Source organism: Rickettsia rhipicephali str. 3-7-female6-CWPP (assembly GCF_000284075.1).
GTDB lineage: Bacteria > Pseudomonadota > Alphaproteobacteria > Rickettsiales > Rickettsiaceae > Rickettsia > Rickettsia rickettsii.
Genome location: NC_017042.1, coordinates 892,692 through 909,689, shown reverse-complemented (window position 1 = coordinate 909,689; position 16,998 = coordinate 892,692). Strand labels below are relative to the sequence as shown.

Sequence of the window (16,998 nt, the reverse complement as noted above, 5' to 3'; positions counted from 1 at the left end):
ATGAGTATAAGAAAGCTTCACTATTTAACATTATTGATAACAATTATAGCAATATGTAGTTTGTTTAGCATAAAGGAGCGAGTCTCAACTCTTGATTATCAATTAAGTAGCGTTGTAAAACAGATAAATAGTGAGAATAATAATATTCATATTTTAAAAGCAGAGCAAGCTTATCTACTTTTGCCGGCTAGATTGGAAAAACTTGCGGCGGCTTATTTAAAATTAGAAACAGTTAAATCTTATCAAATGATAAAAGATCCGTTAGGGCCAAATATCGATCAAAATATTAAATTTAATCATAATATTAGTATTTCCAAGAGTAGTAAATGGCGTTACAAAAGAATTACAAATAATAAGTATATACAGACTGTTTCGAGTAGAGTGAAGGATACTCGATGAACTTCAAAAATTGGCTACGTCATCCTACAAGTACTGCGGTACTCACGTATTAAGTATACGCTCTGTTCCTCGTCTTGTGGATTCCTTGCTCTTTTTGAAGTTGATCTTCGTATCTTAGTAGGATTGTTGCATGGATTGGAAAAAGCGTTCGATGTCATTCCCACGTAGGCGGGAATCTAGGGTAAAGCGAGATAAATCGAGCTTTTCAAAAAATCTTGATTTCAAAGATTTTTTACTTTTCAAATCAAGTTTTGAAAAGGTTTAAAAGTACTGGATTCCCGCTTTCGCGGGAATGACATAAGGATTGCGGAAATATTAGTGTTTGAAACACCATAAATAACATATGAAACAAATTTTGGAAAAATGGAAACCTGCAATTAAAAGTCTAATAATTTGGAATGTTTGTAGTAAAAATATAAAAATCCGATTATTAATGGTTATTTGTGGCTTTTCTTTTCTTTTTTGTACTTTATCTTACAGATTGATAATCGTTGCTACGAATGTTTACGATAAAAATATTAATTCCTTTAAAAAAAATCATCAATTTAGAAAAGAAATAGTTGATCGAAACGGTAATTTATTAGCAGTGAACCTACCTTCTGCCTCATTATTTGCTAATCCACAAATAGTACTTGATCCTGAAACTTCCGTAAAAAAGCTAGCAGAAATTCTACCTGATATTAATAAAGCTAAATTACTTGCAGAACTTAAGTCAAATAAAAGCTTTATATGGGTAAAAAGGGATTTACTACCTAGTCAGCAAGAAAAGATAACTAGCCTTGGGTTACTTGGTTTTGAATTTGAAGAAGAGCAGAAACGAATTTATACCTTTTCTAATTTATTGTCGCATGTTGTCGGTTATGTAGGTAGAGACTCGGTAGGGCTTAGTGGCTTAGAGCTCGCTTATGATAAGTATTTAACTAATTCTGATTATGAATTAAACGAACCAAAGAATCGGAAAGAACCGCTTCAATTATCTATTGATATCAGATTACAAAGTATTTTAAGTGAGGAGATTGATAAAACTTTAAAGCAATTTAAGGCCATAGGAGCAGTAGGCATTATTGCTGATCCAAATAATGGCGAGATTTTAGCATTAGTAAATAAGCCTGATTTCGATCCGCATTATCCGAGTTTAGCCAAACCGGAAGAGCTGTTTAATATAGCAAGTCTCGGCATTTACGAAATGGGTTCGGTGTTTAAGGCATTAACTATGGCAGTCGGCTTTGATACCGGTGCAATAAATATGAATGATGCTTATGATATAAGCTATATGAAAGTAGGAGGATTCCAGCTTAAGGATTATACGCCAAGACAAGGATGGCATAGTGTACCTGAGATTTTTCTATATTCTTCAAATATTGGCACAAGTCAAATTATGCTTGAAATCGGTAAAAGCAATTTTAAAAAATACCTAAAGAAATTAGGTCTATTAGATCAGTTACAAATAGAATTACCTGAACGAGGTACTCCATTATTTCCTTCTGAGAAAAGATGGAATGAGTTAACGAGTGTTACTATGTCGTACGGCTACGGCATTTCGATTAGCCCTTTGCATTTTGTTAGAGCAATGTTACCGGTTGTTAACGGCGGTACTTTATATGATCTTACTTTATTAAAAAGAAAGGATGAAAAAGTAATAGGTACAAAAGTTTTTAGTGAAAATACCTCTACCCAAATGAAGAAATTATTTAGATCGGTAGTAAAAGAAGGTAACGGTAAAAGAGCAGAGGTCAAAGGCTATCTTATCGGCGGTAAGACCGGTACGGCAGAAAAACTTTCACAAGGGGCAGGGGGAAAAAAGAAATATCTAAAAAATAGTAGAGCGTCATCGTTTTTAGGTATGCTGCCTGCATCTAACCCGCAATATATTATTTTTATTAGATTTGATGAGCCGAAACCGACTAAAGAAAGCTTTGGCTTTGCAACCGCAAGCTGGACGGCTGCCCCTACTGCCGGTAGAGTATTTGAACGTATGATATCTTTATATGGTTTAGAACCGATAGAACAAAGTGAGGAAGAAAGTTAAAATATTACCTAATAATTATAGATTTTGTCATTGTGCGCAGGCATTGTTGCGTAGATCGGTAAAACCTACTTGATGTCATCCCCGCCTATGCGGGAATGACATAAAACGATCTGTGCAACAAAAAGCCTAAATTTTCTGGCAATGACGCATTTATAAGCTAAAAAGGAGGTTTTTATGTCAAAAAATAAAAATATAACAGATAAACCTAGTATACCTATCCTACAGCTTAATTTGATCCTACGACAACAATAAATAATATTATATCAAAACAACTATTTATATCCACAAGTTCCGAGGAACAAGAAGAATTAGAGCTTAGCGGTAATGATAAAAGACCTAACTCTAGTTGTTGTGAGTTATTGTAGAATCCATATTCATTTTTTAAAACTGTACAAAATAGAAAATTAATTTATATTTTGTATACGGTTGATATGGTGATTGGGTGGCTTCGATTTTTCTATTGTCACCCCGTGGCTTGACCACGGGGTCCAGTAAAAATGACCACACAAAATGTTGTTTATATAGATCCCGCGATCAAGTCGTGGGATGACAACCTAATTGCCGATCAAGCCATGGTATGACACAGTACAAAACTAATATAACAAAAAACTATTTATGTTAAAGATAAAACAGGAAATATATAAAAATAGCTTACAAATAATATTAAAATTGCTGTTTGCTTTGCTATGTTTTTTTATAATATTATTTCCGTTAGTGAGTTATAAAATAAGTATTCAAAGCAGAATCTTTCCGGCGATGGAAATTATATTTATTTATTATTTTATGTCGTTATATTCCTTAAATATTTTTAGCATATTTTTTCTCGGTCTATTTATAGATCAAATAAGCGGTATGCCTATCGGTACAAATTCGCTAGTTTTTTTATCGGCATATACGATTTATAAATTATCTTCAAAATATTTTGTAGCTAAAAACTATTTAATAAATTTCATTATTTTTTGCCTTTATTGTTTATTTATATTGAATTTTAAATATTTACTAATAACAATCAAGAAGCTAGAACTAGAAGCAGACGGATATTTAATAATTTTTTTTCAATTTTTAACAACTATATTTTCTTATAATATAATTCGTCTTATACTTGATTCTCCTATGAATTACTTTAAAAAGTATGCTAAATAAGAAAATACTACATGGTGAGTTAATTTCACGAAGAGCATTTATAATTGGATTAGGTAAACTCGGATTTTTATCGTTGCTTGGAATAAGAATGTTTTATTTACAGCTTATTAAAAGCGAAGAATATAAGACTTTATCGGATAAGAATCGTATTAATTTCGTTGTACTTCCACCGACTAGAGGAAGAATTTACGATTTAGACGGCAATATTTTAGCTACTAATAAACCATGTTATCAGCTAGTAATAGATAGGAGCATTAATAGTAATTATAGGGATGAATTAGAAATAATTAGTAATATTCTAAATTTATCTCCGGAAAAATATAATTATATTAAGCAAAAAATTAAAAAATCTAGTCGCCACACTCCTTTAATAATATTTGATCAGCTTGATTGGCAGCAAGTATCAATGATTGAAGAACAAAAGCATAAACTCGCTTCAATATTTATTGATATAGGTTATTTAAGGTTTTATCCTTTTTCAAGCGTTACTTCTCATTTAATCGGTTATCTTGGTCAAATAAATGAGCAAGAGAAGCGGGAATTAAATATACATAGTTTAAGCAATTTTAATATCGGTAAATCCGGTATTGAAAAATATTACGATAACAAACTACGAGGAGAATTTGGTTATAAAAAAGTTGAAGTAAACGCTTACGGTAAGCAGGTAAGAGAAATAGCAGGAATCCCTACTAAATCGGGTGAAGATATGCATTTAAATATCGATGCGTCTCTTCAGCAAAATATCCAGCAATATTTAAATCCCAAAGGTTCTTCGGCAATAGTTATGGATACTAAAACCGGACATGTACTAATTTGTGCTTCCACCCCGGGTTTTGAATCAAATCATTTCAGTAAATTATCGGAAAATTATTGGCAAAGTTTAACGAGTGATCCTTATAAGCCTTTAATTAATAAGGTAATACAAAATTCTTATCCTCCAGGCTCGGTTTTTAAAATAATTACCGTACTTGCAGCTCTTGAAGTAGGCATTAATCCTAATAAAACCGTTTTTTGCGACGGTAGCTCTGCTCTTGGTACTAATAGTTTTAGATGTTGGAATCATAGCGGACATGGAACGTTAGATATGATGTCTGCTTTAAAGCATTCTTGTAATATTTATATGTATGAATTAGCAAGAATAATAGGTCCGGATAAAATTCTTGAAGTTGCAAGAGAATTTGGCCTCGGCTCAAAAACCGGTATTGATTTAGCTCCTGAAAGTAGCGGGTTTGTACCGTCAAAAGAGTGGAAAAAGAAAAAGTTAAAGCTTCCTTGGTCAATAGGAGATAGTTTTAATTTAGCAATCGGACAGGGGTTTTTAGGGGTAACACCGATGCAGCTTGCAAGGTTTATTACGGCTATTGCAAGTAACGGTAAACTGTATACGCCTAGAATATTAAAAAATGATCCGGAATTTTATAATGTCAATATTAAGCCCGAAAATATCACAATAATCCAAGAAAGTTTGTATAATACCGTTAATGTTGCGGGAGGTACGGCGTATTATAATAGAATTTTAGGCAAAAATAAGCAGCTCGCTGGTAAAACCGGTACTTCGCAGGTGCAAGGCAAACTAAATGCTAAAGATGATTTAAGCCGTAAATCTATTGCTTGGGAGAGGCGTAATCATGCCTTGTTCTTAGGCTTCGCTCCTTATCACGATCCTAGTTATTCTGTTACCGTCTTTATTGATCATGGCGGAGGCGGTAGTAAAGCCGCCGCCCCTGTAGCTCGTAAAATTATGTCGGACGTGTTGGATAAGTATTTATAGCTTTTTTCAGTTTGTAGTTTGTGCTATTATGTGTCGTAATGTGTTATTAATTAAAGATAGGTCACAAGATGGCAAGACTGAATTTAACTGTTCTCCGGACGAACTAAATAATAGTTTACATAGTCAGCAAAAAACTTAGACAGATCAAAAGGGTATATAATAGTCCGTAAAGCAATTGAATATTATCTACAGGAAATACAAAAAGATTCAGAAGATGCTAAAATTGCTTTGCAAAGAATTAATGCCCCTGATTTTAAAACTTACACTACTGACGAAGTTAGGGAATGGTTAAAAAAGAAAAATGTTTAAAGTTATATGAGAAAATAAGGTATGTGCAGAATTAGCTGAATTGTGCGGTATCCAGAAAACAACTTAAAATACTAATAATATTAGTATTTTTAACTAGACTCCGTGATCCAGAAACTAGGTGACAATGGTAGAACTGACCCACGCGGGTAATGCTAGCCTTTATATAATTATATCTTAACTCATATCAAAAAATACTTTATTTTAGTTAGTAGTTTATGTTATTAATAACTAGGCTTTACGTGCGGAAAATTAAATTAATCTATTTTTTGTTGTAAATCATAAGATTTTTTTGAAATAGGAATAACTATTATTGCAAAAATCTTATTAATTTTCTTTTACAAAACCTAGGAATTATTATAGAGGTATATATGTCTAAGAAAAAGCAGGACGATCAAATAATAAAAGAATTAGAAGAAAGACTAGCAAAACTTAAAGGCACTCCTCCATCACTTGAAGAATTAGAAGAAAGGTTTGCAAAGCTCCAAGATAGACCTTATATCCCCACGAAAAAATCCGGTAATGAAGTAGATGATCTAATTGAGCAGCTGCAATCTGAGCTTAAACTAGAACAAAAAAGTAAAAGCCTTAATGATCAAAAAGACCAAGCAATACGTGATAGGCTAGATAAATTAAGAGAAGACAGCCCTATAACGCAAAAAAAGACACCTATAGATCTTTCTTTTAATGATACTAAATCAATAATTACCGATACTATAGATGCTCAGGCAGATATAGCTAGTTCATATGCTAATCGCTCTACCGAGTTAGAGGAGAAAAAAGCATTACTCCATTTAGCTAATAATCTAACTGAAGCGAGAGATATTATTAGGGATATACCCCCTATATCTAAAGAATATGCGCCTAAATTATTAGATGTTATTGCTAGTGGGTTAGGTAAAATTTATGAAGGAATAAAGAAAATAGCTGCGCCTGCAGTTAATATTATAAAAGAAATAGGTAGTAGTTTTGTTAATTCGATTAAATCACTTTCTCAAAAATCTTCCAAGCAACAAATAAAATTAAAGAAGTTATATAGAACATATATTGATTTGAAAGGAATAAAGCCAAAGATAAAAGAAGAGTTTCTTAAAAAACATTATGAGCGAATTGATCAGCTACAAACTCCTAAGGAAATATTTGTAGAAACTGCCAAAATTACTAAATCTATAAGGATAGCCGGAAAACAAAAGATAAATAATCTTAAACAACAACAAATTATTAATAGAATGAAGCAGCAAAGTCCTACTGCTTTTATAAATAATAATTCATTTACACCGTCTAATACTCCTACTAATAAAGCAAGGTCTTCAAAGAGCAACCAAAGGTAAATGCTATGTCATTCCTGCGAAAGCAGGAATCTAGAAAAATAACCCTTAATATTGGACAAAATTATACCTTTAACAAAATAAGCATATAAAAAATTTTTTATATGTTTTACTGGATTCCCGCTTTCGCGGAATGACATAAAGAGCATTTACTGATCCACGCAACAATGCCACGCGGGGATGACATACTGAATGTTCTTATAAGGACCAAGGTATTTAAAAATTATTCTACCCCTTTCATTCCGCTTGTCTTAGCTTTATCAAACGAAGTATCTTTAATTGCTGCTTCGGTAAAATCGGTATTTGTTAGGTCGGAATTATTAAAGCGCGCCTGATCAATTTTAGTTGATTTAAATATACTATCTGTTAATATTGAGTTTGAAAAATCTGTTTTAGTAAGTATTGCTGCAGAAAAATTAGCCTCTTTTAAAATGGAATTTTTTATTACCGTATTTGTTAGGTTAGCATTTTTAAAGATACTATTTGAAAAATCTACTCTATCAAATATTAAGTTGCTCAAGTCAAAATTTGTTAAATTCATATTTGCTAAGTGAGTTATTTTTTGCAAATCTTTTACCGAATTTATTACTATATTATTTGGTAGAATTTTGCTCGAATTATCACTATTTAAAATAATATTATTAGAAACATTAGTATTAATAAAACCGGAATACGCTTGGTAGTTAATATTATTTATTTGCGAATTAGAAAGGATGGAGTTAATAACCACAGTATTTGTTAGATTGGAATTTATTAGAGCTACTTGGTTTAAATTGCCTAAAGTAATTTTAACATCTGAAAAATTTACGTTTTGTATTAAAGATTTAGAAAAATTTATATTATTAAATTGTCCGTTAGTTATATTTGAGTTTATTATTTCACTGCTATTTAAGTCACTATTAATCACTATAAATTGTTTAAAATCATTATTGCTAAAAATATTATTAGTATAGCTAATATTATCTAAAGTAATATTTGAGCCTTTAGTTTTATTAATCCTTACAAAATTAGCATTACTATTTTTTATTGATAAATTATTAAATTTATTATCGTTTAGACTCATATTATTTAATATAGCATTATCGATTTTAAAATGATTTAAAACTGAACTACTAATTGTACTATTTTGTAAATCACATTTAGTAAGGCTAATATTTTGTAATGTTGAATCTTGAAAGGAAGTGTATGAAAAGAAAGAGTTATTACTTTGTACGTTATTAAAATTTACTTCATTAAAAATACTTTGTGTGAAGTTAGAATCCTTAATTATTACTGCTGTTAATTTCGTTTGACTTAGGTCGCTAGATTCAAAATAATTATTAGTAAAATTGGTATTATTTATTACACTTTTTTCTAAATTCGTACCGTAAAATATTGAATTTGTTATATTAGTATTTTTAAAGCTGTTATTCTTTAGGTTAGCTTTTTGAAAATTAACACCGTCGATAGTATTATTGCTCCATAATACATGACTAAATTTAGAATTTTCAAAGTTGACATTTATTATAGTAGTTTTATTAAAAGCAGTATCGCTAAAATTTGATTGAACAAAATTTGTATTTTGTAATGTTATATTGTGAAAAATTGAACCTTGAAAGTCAGAATTATATCCGGAAATATTTTTTATTACCGAATCTGCAAAATTACTTTCTTGAATTATAGCATTTGTAAGTATTGCTTTTTCTAAATTGCTACCTGCAAAATCAGCACGTAATATTTCGCAGGAAGTCAAATCTATTCCTGATAAATCTTCATTTATTAGCTTTACTCCTATTAATTTTACTCCTTTTAAATTTGAACCGAACTTCTCTTTAAGGTTCACTTTAAGGTTTTTAGCATTTTGCGATATTATATAATTCCGAATTACCGTGCTTTGGCTATCCGTAAGTAATCCGTTCGCATCACGAGTAGATTCGGAGCAGTTGCTTAATAACAAATAAATAGTAATTATTGATATGACTTTAAGCATTTGCTTCCTCATATTCTTCTTCATGTATTCTATTTGTAGGAGGTATATGTAAGCTTAATAATTTTAATTTACGATGCAAAGCCGATCTTTCCATACCGACAAATGAGGATGTTTTTGAAATATTATTATTAAAACGACTCATTTGTGCCGATAGATATTGACGCTCAAAAACTTCTCTAGCTTCTCTAAGCGGCATAGATAACATATCAAAGCTATCTTCAAGTTTTGTAAGATTAGTACTATTTGCTAATATTTCAGAAGGTATCATATAAGGTTTGATAATTTCCTTACTACCTGTAGTTAACGGATTCATAATTAAAGTCCATTCAACAACGTTACGTAATTGTCTAATATTGCCTGGCCATTCATAGGATTGAAGAGCAGAGATAGTTTCATCGGCAAAGCTACGTTCTTTTAAACCTGAAAATTTTGAAAGTTGCTTAACAAAATATTTAACGAGTAGCGGTATATCTTCTTTTCTTTCATATAATGAAGGTACTTTTAGAGAGGATACATTAAGGCGATAATATAGATCTTCTAGGAATTTGCCGTTATTAATTTCATCTTGGATATTTTTAGAAGTACCGGTGATAATTTTTATATCAACTTTAATATTTTTTCCGCAAGGTTTTGTAATAGTTTGATCTTTAAGGAATTTTAATAATTTTACTTGGATAGGAATAGGAATATTACTGACCTCATCTATATATAAAGTACCGTTATTGGCAAATTCTAAGATAGTAGGGCGTCGTTTATTATTATTTGCCTGCTTTTCCGATTCGCCGAATAATTCTTGATTGATTTTTTCCGTAGTCATACAGGTAGGGCTGAAAATAATGAACGGATTATTAACCCTTTTAGATTGTTTATGAATTAATCTTGCTGCAAGTTCTTTACCGCTACCGACTTTACCGTGAATCATTATACGACTGCTAGAGTTAGCTGCCTTTTCTATTTCCATTTTATATTTTAAAGTTACCGAACATCCGCCTACTAATTCAGTTTTATCTATAACCTTTGATTTTAAATCTATATTTTCGCGTTTTAACTTTGTTACTTCACAAGCTCTTGTAAGTAAAATAACTAATTTATCATTATTAAACGGTTTTTCTATATAATCGTAAGCACCCATTTTTATAGCATTTACTGCTGTTTCTATAGTACCGTGACCGCTAATAATTATTACCGGCATTAAAGGATAGCGTTTTTTAATTATCTCTAAAATTCCAAGCCCGTCAATTTCGCTTCCTTGAAGCCAAATATCAAGTATAACTGCAGAGACCGGTTTTTCGGAAAGTATTTTAAGGGCTTGAGTACTATTAGCGGCAACCTTAGGGTTAAAACCTTCATCTTTCAAATTTGCAGCAATGAGATTTCGTATACTCTCTTCATCGTCTACTATTAAAACATCTAGTTGTGACATTACAATTTACCTTAAAAATATTAATATTAGGTTCTTGCGTATGATTTCTAATTGATTTACTATTTCACGATATTTTTTGCTGCAAATTATAAGATTTTTTTGAAAAAATTAGTTATTCATATTTCAAAAAAATCTTATAATTGCAGCAAAAAATATCGTGAAATAGTAAATCAATTAGAAATCATACGCAAGAACCTAAATATATATACGTTAATGCCGAATGTAAAAGAAAGCAACATTTTTTTATAACATTTTTGTCACAATAGCTATTTATAATGTAAAGGTTGGCTAAGATTACATAATATTAAAATTATTTAAGGAATTTTAATTAATTTTATTTGCAGTTTGTAGTGTTATAAATGATTATATATAATGAGAGGGGTAGGATATCCAAGTCGTCATTGCGAGCGACCGTAGGGAGTGTGGCAATCTCATGAAATAATGACAAGCTCCTGAGATTGCTTCGTTAATTGCTATGCAATTTCCTCGCAATGACGACGACGATTGTGTATCCAACAGTAAAACCGATTTTAAAAATTATGCTTAACATCTTTTTAATTATTATTTCATTATTTATTTGCTTAATAACCTACCTCTTTATCAGCAAAACGGATATTTTTACAAATTTATTGATTTTAAATAGCTTTACGACTTTAGCGAGTTTATTTATTTGTTGTTTAGGTTTATACTCAGGCAATAGTTCATATTTGGATATAGCAATTATTTATTTTCTTCTAAGCTTTATAGCAACAAACGGATATTTAAAATATTTCATAAATGAATCGAATGAAAAAAAAACAGATTGATAGACATCTTTCCAAATTACCTCTAGAAGTAGAGTTTGGGAAGATGTCTAATACGGTAATTTTAGGGTGCGGTCTTAGCGGTATGCTAACGGCGCTTTCTTTTGCACAAAAGGGTATAAAAACTACTATATTTGAGAGTAAATCGGTAAAAAGCCCAGAGTTTTTTAAAGATATAAGAACTACTGCTTTAACGCCGCATTCTAAAAATTTCTTATTCTCTATTGATATATGGGAAGAGCTTGAGCAGTGTGTAGCAGAAATGCAAGACATATATGTAGTAGATAATAAGGATTCAGAGATATTAGACTTACGAAATGACGTTGACGCTGTACTTGGATATGTGGTTAAGAATAGCGACTTTAAAAAAATGCTATTGTCAAAAATAACTAATAATCCGTTGATAACATTAATTGATAATAATCAATATCAAGAGGTTATAAGCCATAATGACTACTCGATTATAAAATTTGATGATAAACAAATTAAGTGTAATTTATTAATTATATGTGACGGAGCAAATTCAAAAGTGAGGTCTTATTACTTTGCTAATGAAATTGAGAAACCTTATCAAACTGCTCTTACATTTAATATTAAGCATGAAAAGCCGCATGAAAATTGTGCTATGGAGCATTTCCTGCCGCTTGGTCCTTTTGCTTTGCTGCCTTTAAAAGATCAATATGCTTCATCCGTAATATGGTCCACTTCTTCTGATCAGGCTGTTTTAATTGTTAATTTGCCTGTAGAAGAAGTTAGATTTTTAACTCAAAGAAATGCCGGTAATTCCCTAGGTAAAATTACTATTGATAGTGAGATTAGTAGCTTTCCACTAAAAGCCCGTATAGCAAATAGATATTTTCATAACCGTATAGTGCTTATTGCCGACACTGCCCACACAGTACATCCGCTCGCCGGACAAGGGCTTAATCAGGGCATAAAGGATATAGAGATTTTGAGTATGATAGTTAGTAATAATGGCACATTACAAGAATATCAAAAGCTAAGGCAAGAGGATAATTTTATTATGTATAAGCTGACTGATGAGTTAAATAATATTTTTTCAAATTATTCCAAAAATTTAAGATGTTTAAGACAAATAGGATTTAAGGTGATAAATAATTTTAAACCTGTAAAAAACTTGATTACTAGCTATGCGATGGGGAAGAGGTGAGTGTTCTTTTGTATCATTTCTAGCTAGTGCTGATGTCATTCCCGCGAAAGTGGGAATCCAGTAATCAAGAATCGATAAAAGCATTGTTTGTTTATATTTTTTAAAAGATGGATTCCCGCTTTCGCGGGAATGACATAGAATGTGAAATAACATAGAACATAATTTTATGAGATATGCATGAGTAAAGAAAATTTAAGCAGTAAATCATCTATTAATACTCCTGAAGAAGGAATAAAAAATGCAGCAGAAGATAATAAGCTTAAATCTTCAATAAATACCCCTGAAAGAGTAGAGCTTTTAGAAGCAGCACAAACAAAAGCTTCTGAGCCTCCACAGGAACGGCAATTGTAAAATAAGCCAGCAGGAAAAAGAACGCTGCAAGAGGATACGGCACTTTACGGTGCTAGTAGAGTTGCTCGTGCTGGAATCGCTGCAAGTGGAGTAGCAATCGAAGTGGTACAGGAGGGCAGCAAAGTTATCGCTAGTCCTACTCATATTAGTAGAAGGAGTAATTAACGTGGGAGAAAAAGTAGCAAAAGCTTATGATCCGGTTGATAAACTTCAGCAAGGTGCAAAAATTAAAGAAAAAGGTCCCCCAAGTCCCGGTTTAGCCGATAAGGCATTAAATAAAATCAGGACACTACCCGGTGGTGAAACTGCAGCAAATGTTCTAGAGAAAACATATAAAACATTAGGTAGTAAAGCAGTAAGACGTGCGGCTAGAATTGGCGGCATCGCAGTATCGTTAGTCCTTAATCCCACTCCCGTCGGGGTTGGGCTTGCTGCACTTTCTTTATTAGCCGTTGCTTACAATGTTGGAAAAGAAACTTTAGAAGTAAAAGAAGATAAGCGTTTAGATAGAAAGAAAAAAACTTTAGAAAATATTAAAGCTAATTATGTGAAGCAAGCAGAGTTAGTAGTTACTACTCATATTGTTAAAATATACATTTGAAATACCTTTGAATCCTGCTCTAAATATTAAAGGTTTTGCTTTCCCTAGCGGTCATATGAGCAGCGGCGTAGTATTTTACGGTTGGTTTTTTGCAAATATTAGATATTCCTTATTAAGAATAATAATAGTAGTGATTTTAACCGGTATGGGATTTTCGCTGATTTATAATAAGGGCTATCATTATCCGGTTGATATTATTGCATCTATAACAATTGGAATAATGGTTATTGCTGTTATATATAGTGTAACCAAAGAAGAGATTATTCAAAAATACCCTTATATGTTTGGAGCGTTTTTATGGCTATTAACTGTACCGATGGTAGCTTATCTTAAAATTATTGATGTGAATTGTCTTGCTTGGGTATGGACGGTATTTTGGGGATTACTCGGTTTTACTATTTCTGGGGGACTGTTTAAATATTTTGATTTTCCTCAATCAAAATTAAATCGTTTTATTAATTTAGCTATAATTGTCGCTTCAGTAGCTTTGATTGAATATGTTAATTATTTATTCTACATCTGCTTTTTGTTTAACATATTTATTAAGACCTTTTGGAGCTTTAATATTTGGTTGGATAGGAGACACTATAGGACGTAAAACAACAATTATTACTACTATAATGTCTATATCTTGTTAATTATGGCTACTTTGCCCTCATATGAAGTAATAGGAATTAAAGCTGTATGGTTTAGTAACAGCTTGTCGAGTTATTCAAGGAATGGCTTCTATGGGTGAAATAGTAGGTGCGGAATTATATTTAGCAGAAACTATACAGCTACCTGCAAGATACATGGCTGTATCTATTATCGGAGTTTTTGGAACATTAGGAGCAAAATTTGCTCTAGGAATAGTAGCCTTAGTTACCTCTTATAGTTTAAACTAGCGTTTAGCATTTTTTGTGGTGCTATTGTTGCTTTTATTGGTTCTATAGCTAGAACAAATTTAAGAGAAACTCCTGAATTTGTCGATGCTAGAAGAAGAATTAAAAAGACTTTTGATAATTATATTTAGCTTTTTTTTCCTTAGTTATCCCTACTTTATTAAATAATATAACTACTGCTTACCAATTATTTATTTTTCAAGCATTTATTGGGGTATGTGCTCCTACAGGATTTACAGCATTTGCTATTTTCTGTATGAACTTTCCTGTTTTTAAACGTTTTTTATATACTAGCGTTATTTTTGCAATTTCACGTGCTTTAATGTATGCTTTGGCATTGTTTTCCTAACAAATTATTTTGCTTACTGGGGGCTATTAATTATAATTTTGCCTGTTCTCGTGGGTTATGGTTTTGGTATAAATCATTTTAAAAAGTTAGAGATAAATGCTGGAAATTATTATTAGAATAAAAATCATAATGATTTTCTAACGCGCTTAAGACATTTAAATAAAGATGAACAATTTTATTTTCTAGCTGATAACTTATAGTAATAGGTAAAAATGCAATAAGTGTTTCTTTAATAATTTTTATTTGTTTTTCTATAGATTTTGCTCCTAAAGCTTGTAAATTATAAAGACGATCAAATAGTTTTACAATAATTAATTCTATTTTAGCACTACAATACAAAAAGTTGATCGTATCTGCAGCACTAATTTTAGTATCAATTTTAATTCTTGTTAATGCTTCTACATTGTGAGCGATATCTTTATTAAAAATTTCAGTTTCATCTCTTTAGTAAGATTAGTATCTTCTATAGTATCATGTAGTAAACTAGTAATAATAATATCGGCTGTGAAAAATTTTGTTTCTTTATAAGCTGTAAACTCTGCTACCATAATCGCCACTTCGATTGGATGCGAATAATACGGATCGCCCGACTGACGCATTTGTGAGCCGTGATATTTACGAGTATAGAAAATGCCTTTTTTAACTTCCTCTATATCGACGGGGTTTTTTGCTTTAGTGTTTAAATATTCAAGTTTATCAAGTAGTTTCTTAGCATAAACGCAAACTTCAAACTTTTCTTTCCAAGAGTTTATATCTTCCGTAAAAAGTTATTTTTTATTAGACTTATTGCATAACGTAGTTTTAATAAAAAGGCATTTGAAGGAAACACGAAGCACAGCACTGTAGCGTACACTATATAGTACGTGAGGATTTGAGCATCGGATTGACGTACAAATTACCTTTAGAAACAAGTTATGCAATAAGTCTATTGTTATTAATAATAGTTGATTATAATTAAAGCAAAAATTATAAAATTGTAATAACAAAATAATTTTTAACTTTAAATATATTAGTAACTATTGGTTACCTTATATTGAAGCAACTTCATTCTGTTTTGTTATTTGCTTTTTTTCTATTAAGCTTTTTCTCTGCATTCCCTACTTTTGCGGGGATGACATCGAAGGCTTTTTAAAAATTGTCCGGTACTATATATGGTGGTACCGCTTACCCAATTAAAGGCATTTCATCATTGGAAGTGGAGCCACCGGCTAAAAAAGTTACAGTTTATTAAATTATATTACTTTTTATTTAGATTACATTTGAGAATATTTAATTTATGTGTTAACTTATATAAATATCTTATAATTTTTTTAAAAATAAATACTCATCTAGCTTAGCTTCCTAGTAAAGTATAAAGTCAGAATAAATTATTATTTTTGTTGTCAGATTATGATTTAATTATAATTGTAATGGCAATAACATTTATAGTTATGTTTGGCTTATTAGTGCGTAATATGGAGTCTTATCATGAAAGATCAATTTACGTTGGTTGCTAATTAGAACATATTTTCCATTCACTGCAACATTAAAAATTTCGTACAATTCTCAAACCATATCTAACTTCATTACTTAAATATATTAGAAGAGATGATCAGTATAATCTCATAAACATAAAATATAAGTTGAAAAATATAAAAAATTTAGTAATTTATTAATAATTCTAAAATAGAAATACAGAATTAGAAAAATATTATTAATTTAAAACAAGAGTTTAATATGAGAGAAGTGGTACAAGAGTTAAAGAAGAGAGAAGATTTAAAACGTCCTTTGGAATAAACAGTTTGACCTAGCATAGATGATGTTAAGAAAGATGAGTCTCCCAAAAGACAAAAAATTGACCTCAGTCGAAATGATTTATTGTTGCAGTAAGAATAATGATCCTGAAATTGTTCGTGTAGAACTTACCTTATGAAGAAGATAGTAGTTTTTTGTCAATTGTAATTAAAACTTTAGAGAAAAATACTGTAGTAAAAGAAATTGATTTATATGGCAGTAACCTTAGTAACGATGATATAAAAAATCTAAGCAAAATTGTAAAGTTAAATTAAATATCACATTTAAACCTGAATTCTACTTCTTTAGATATTATAATACCTCTCTTGAATATTTATCTTTAAATTCTATTTCGCTGAAAATAGAAGATTTAAGAATATTAATAGATGCTATTAAAAACCACCCTAATTTAAGTTCTTTAGCATTAGGTAGTAGTGAAGTAGGAAATAAAGGAGCAGCAATTATTAGTGAGTTGTTTCATTCAAAACTACCGTTAAAATCCTTAGATATAGGACAAATTAATATTACTGCCGAAGGGATAGACGTTATCGCAAATAATATTAGCATTGCAAAATTAATGTCGTTAAATTTAGGGTATAATAACCTTAGAAACGAGGGAGTCATAAAATTACTTCATGCTTTAATGGCTAAAATATAATTAATATTAAATGAAACAAGAATCTCCGAAAAAAGTGTAGAAG

The 16,998-nt window shown here is 30.7% G+C and carries 12 protein-coding genes and 4 pseudogenes; 13 read left to right on the top strand and 3 right to left on the bottom strand.

Annotated features, from left to right (window positions below; genetic code table 11):
- From ftsL to MCC_RS04945, 6 genes and pseudogenes are all read left to right on the top strand, one after another.
- Nucleotides 1-399, top strand: coding sequence for a cell division protein FtsL (ftsL, locus tag MCC_RS04965; protein ID WP_004998104.1), 399 nt, complete (start codon nucleotides 1-3; stop codon nucleotides 397-399).
- A gap of 343 nt (nucleotides 400-742) precedes the next feature.
- Complete coding sequence (locus MCC_RS04960) at nucleotides 743-2,428, top strand: peptidoglycan D,D-transpeptidase FtsI family protein (protein WP_014408801.1); 1,686 nt, start codon at nucleotides 743-745, stop codon at nucleotides 2,426-2,428.
- Nucleotides 2,429-2,602: 174 nt separating this feature from the next.
- Nucleotides 2,603-2,793 (top strand): annotated as a pseudogene (locus tag MCC_RS11230) (hypothetical protein).
- Nucleotides 2,794-3,043: 250 nt separating this feature from the next.
- Nucleotides 3,044-3,571 carry a hypothetical protein gene (locus MCC_RS04955; protein ID WP_014408800.1) on the top strand — a complete coding sequence of 176 codons (528 nt, stop codon included), beginning with the start codon at nucleotides 3,044-3,046 and terminating at the stop codon, nucleotides 3,569-3,571.
- Nucleotides 3,561-5,342 (top strand): penicillin-binding protein 2, encoded by a 1,782-nt coding sequence (mrdA, locus tag MCC_RS04950; RefSeq protein ID WP_014408799.1) that lies wholly within the window; start codon nucleotides 3,561-3,563, stop codon nucleotides 5,340-5,342. Before MCC_RS04955 ends, mrdA begins: the two co-directional genes overlap by 11 nt.
- 677 nt (nucleotides 5,343-6,019) lie before the next feature.
- Entirely contained in the window at nucleotides 6,020-6,979 is a 960-nt protein-coding gene (locus MCC_RS04945; protein WP_014408798.1) for a hypothetical protein, read from the top strand.
- Between the two features lie 220 nt (nucleotides 6,980-7,199).
- Here the strand turns inward: MCC_RS04945 and MCC_RS04940 are convergent, their stop codons facing one another.
- The gene (locus MCC_RS04940) at nucleotides 7,200-8,945 is read right to left on the bottom strand and encodes a pentapeptide repeat-containing protein (RefSeq protein ID WP_014408797.1); all 1,746 of its coding nucleotides are present in this window, start codon (nucleotides 8,943-8,945) and stop codon (nucleotides 7,200-7,202) included.
- Nucleotides 8,938-10,368: a sigma-54-dependent transcriptional regulator gene (locus MCC_RS04935; protein WP_014408796.1), complete on the bottom strand. Its 1,431-nt coding sequence runs from the start codon at nucleotides 10,366-10,368 to the stop codon at nucleotides 8,938-8,940. The genes MCC_RS04940 and MCC_RS04935 overlap by 8 nt, the downstream gene beginning before the upstream one ends.
- Before the next feature lie 539 nt (nucleotides 10,369-10,907).
- On the opposite strand from MCC_RS04935, the gene MCC_RS04930 reads away from it, so the two are divergent.
- From MCC_RS04930 to MCC_RS10480, 6 genes and pseudogenes are all read left to right on the top strand, one after another.
- Nucleotides 10,908-11,174, top strand: a complete 267-nt coding sequence (locus tag MCC_RS04930) for a monovalent cation/H+ antiporter complex subunit F (protein ID WP_014408795.1) — start codon at nucleotides 10,908-10,910, stop codon at nucleotides 11,172-11,174.
- Nucleotides 11,155-12,342, top strand: a complete 1,188-nt coding sequence (gene ubiH / locus MCC_RS04925) for a 2-octaprenyl-6-methoxyphenyl hydroxylase (RefSeq protein ID WP_014408794.1) — start codon at nucleotides 11,155-11,157, stop codon at nucleotides 12,340-12,342. The genes MCC_RS04930 and ubiH overlap by 20 nt, the downstream gene beginning before the upstream one ends.
- A gap of 177 nt (nucleotides 12,343-12,519) precedes the next feature.
- Nucleotides 12,520-12,693 (top strand): hypothetical protein, encoded by a 174-nt coding sequence (locus tag MCC_RS11225; RefSeq protein WP_014365659.1) that lies wholly within the window; start codon nucleotides 12,520-12,522, stop codon nucleotides 12,691-12,693.
- Between the two features lie 226 nt (nucleotides 12,694-12,919).
- A pseudogene (locus tag MCC_RS04915) lies at nucleotides 12,920-13,213 on the top strand (hypothetical protein); the annotation flags it as partial.
- A 61-nt stretch (nucleotides 13,214-13,274) separates the two neighbouring features.
- A complete protein-coding gene (locus MCC_RS04910) occupies nucleotides 13,275-13,892 on the top strand; it encodes a phosphatase PAP2 family protein (protein ID WP_014408792.1) in 618 nt (205 codons plus the stop codon).
- 121 nt (nucleotides 13,893-14,013) lie between these two features.
- Complete coding sequence (locus MCC_RS10480) at nucleotides 14,014-14,178, top strand: hypothetical protein (protein WP_014408791.1); 165 nt, start codon at nucleotides 14,014-14,016, stop codon at nucleotides 14,176-14,178.
- Between the two features lie 424 nt (nucleotides 14,179-14,602).
- On the opposite strand, the pseudogene MCC_RS04900 reads toward MCC_RS10480, so the two are convergent.
- Nucleotides 14,603-15,276, bottom strand: a pseudogene (locus MCC_RS04900) (HD domain-containing protein).
- Nucleotides 15,277-16,357: 1,081 nt separating this feature from the next.
- On the opposite strand from MCC_RS04900, the pseudogene MCC_RS04895 reads away from it, so the two are divergent.
- Nucleotides 16,358-16,955: pseudogene (locus tag MCC_RS04895) on the top strand (hypothetical protein).
- The last annotated feature ends 43 nt before the right edge of the window (nucleotides 16,956-16,998 follow it).

Excerpts from the sequence above, each read along its gene's own strand:
- ubiH (WP_014408794.1), top strand. The coding sequence starts at position 11,155 with ATGAAAAAAAAACAGATTGATAGACATCTTTCCAAATTACCTCTAGAA.
- MCC_RS11225 (WP_014365659.1), top strand. The coding sequence starts at position 12,520 with ATGAGTAAAGAAAATTTAAGCAGTAAATCATCTATTAATACTCCTGAA.
- MCC_RS04930 (WP_014408795.1), top strand. The coding sequence starts at position 10,908 with ATGCTTAACATCTTTTTAATTATTATTTCATTATTTATTTGCTTAATA.
- MCC_RS04940 (WP_014408797.1), bottom strand. The coding sequence starts at position 8,945 with ATGCTTAAAGTCATATCAATAATTACTATTTATTTGTTATTAAGCAAC.
- MCC_RS04955 (WP_014408800.1), top strand. The coding sequence starts at position 3,044 with ATGTTAAAGATAAAACAGGAAATATATAAAAATAGCTTACAAATAATA.
- MCC_RS04935 (WP_014408796.1), bottom strand. The coding sequence starts at position 10,368 with ATGTCACAACTAGATGTTTTAATAGTAGACGATGAAGAGAGTATACGA.
- MCC_RS04960 (WP_014408801.1), top strand. The coding sequence starts at position 743 with ATGAAACAAATTTTGGAAAAATGGAAACCTGCAATTAAAAGTCTAATA.
- MCC_RS10480 (WP_014408791.1), top strand. The coding sequence starts at position 14,014 with ATGGCTTCTATGGGTGAAATAGTAGGTGCGGAATTATATTTAGCAGAA.
- mrdA (WP_014408799.1), top strand. The coding sequence starts at position 3,561 with ATGCTAAATAAGAAAATACTACATGGTGAGTTAATTTCACGAAGAGCA.
- ftsL (WP_004998104.1), top strand. The coding sequence starts at position 1 with ATGAGTATAAGAAAGCTTCACTATTTAACATTATTGATAACAATTATA.
- MCC_RS04945 (WP_014408798.1), top strand. The coding sequence starts at position 6,020 with ATGTCTAAGAAAAAGCAGGACGATCAAATAATAAAAGAATTAGAAGAA.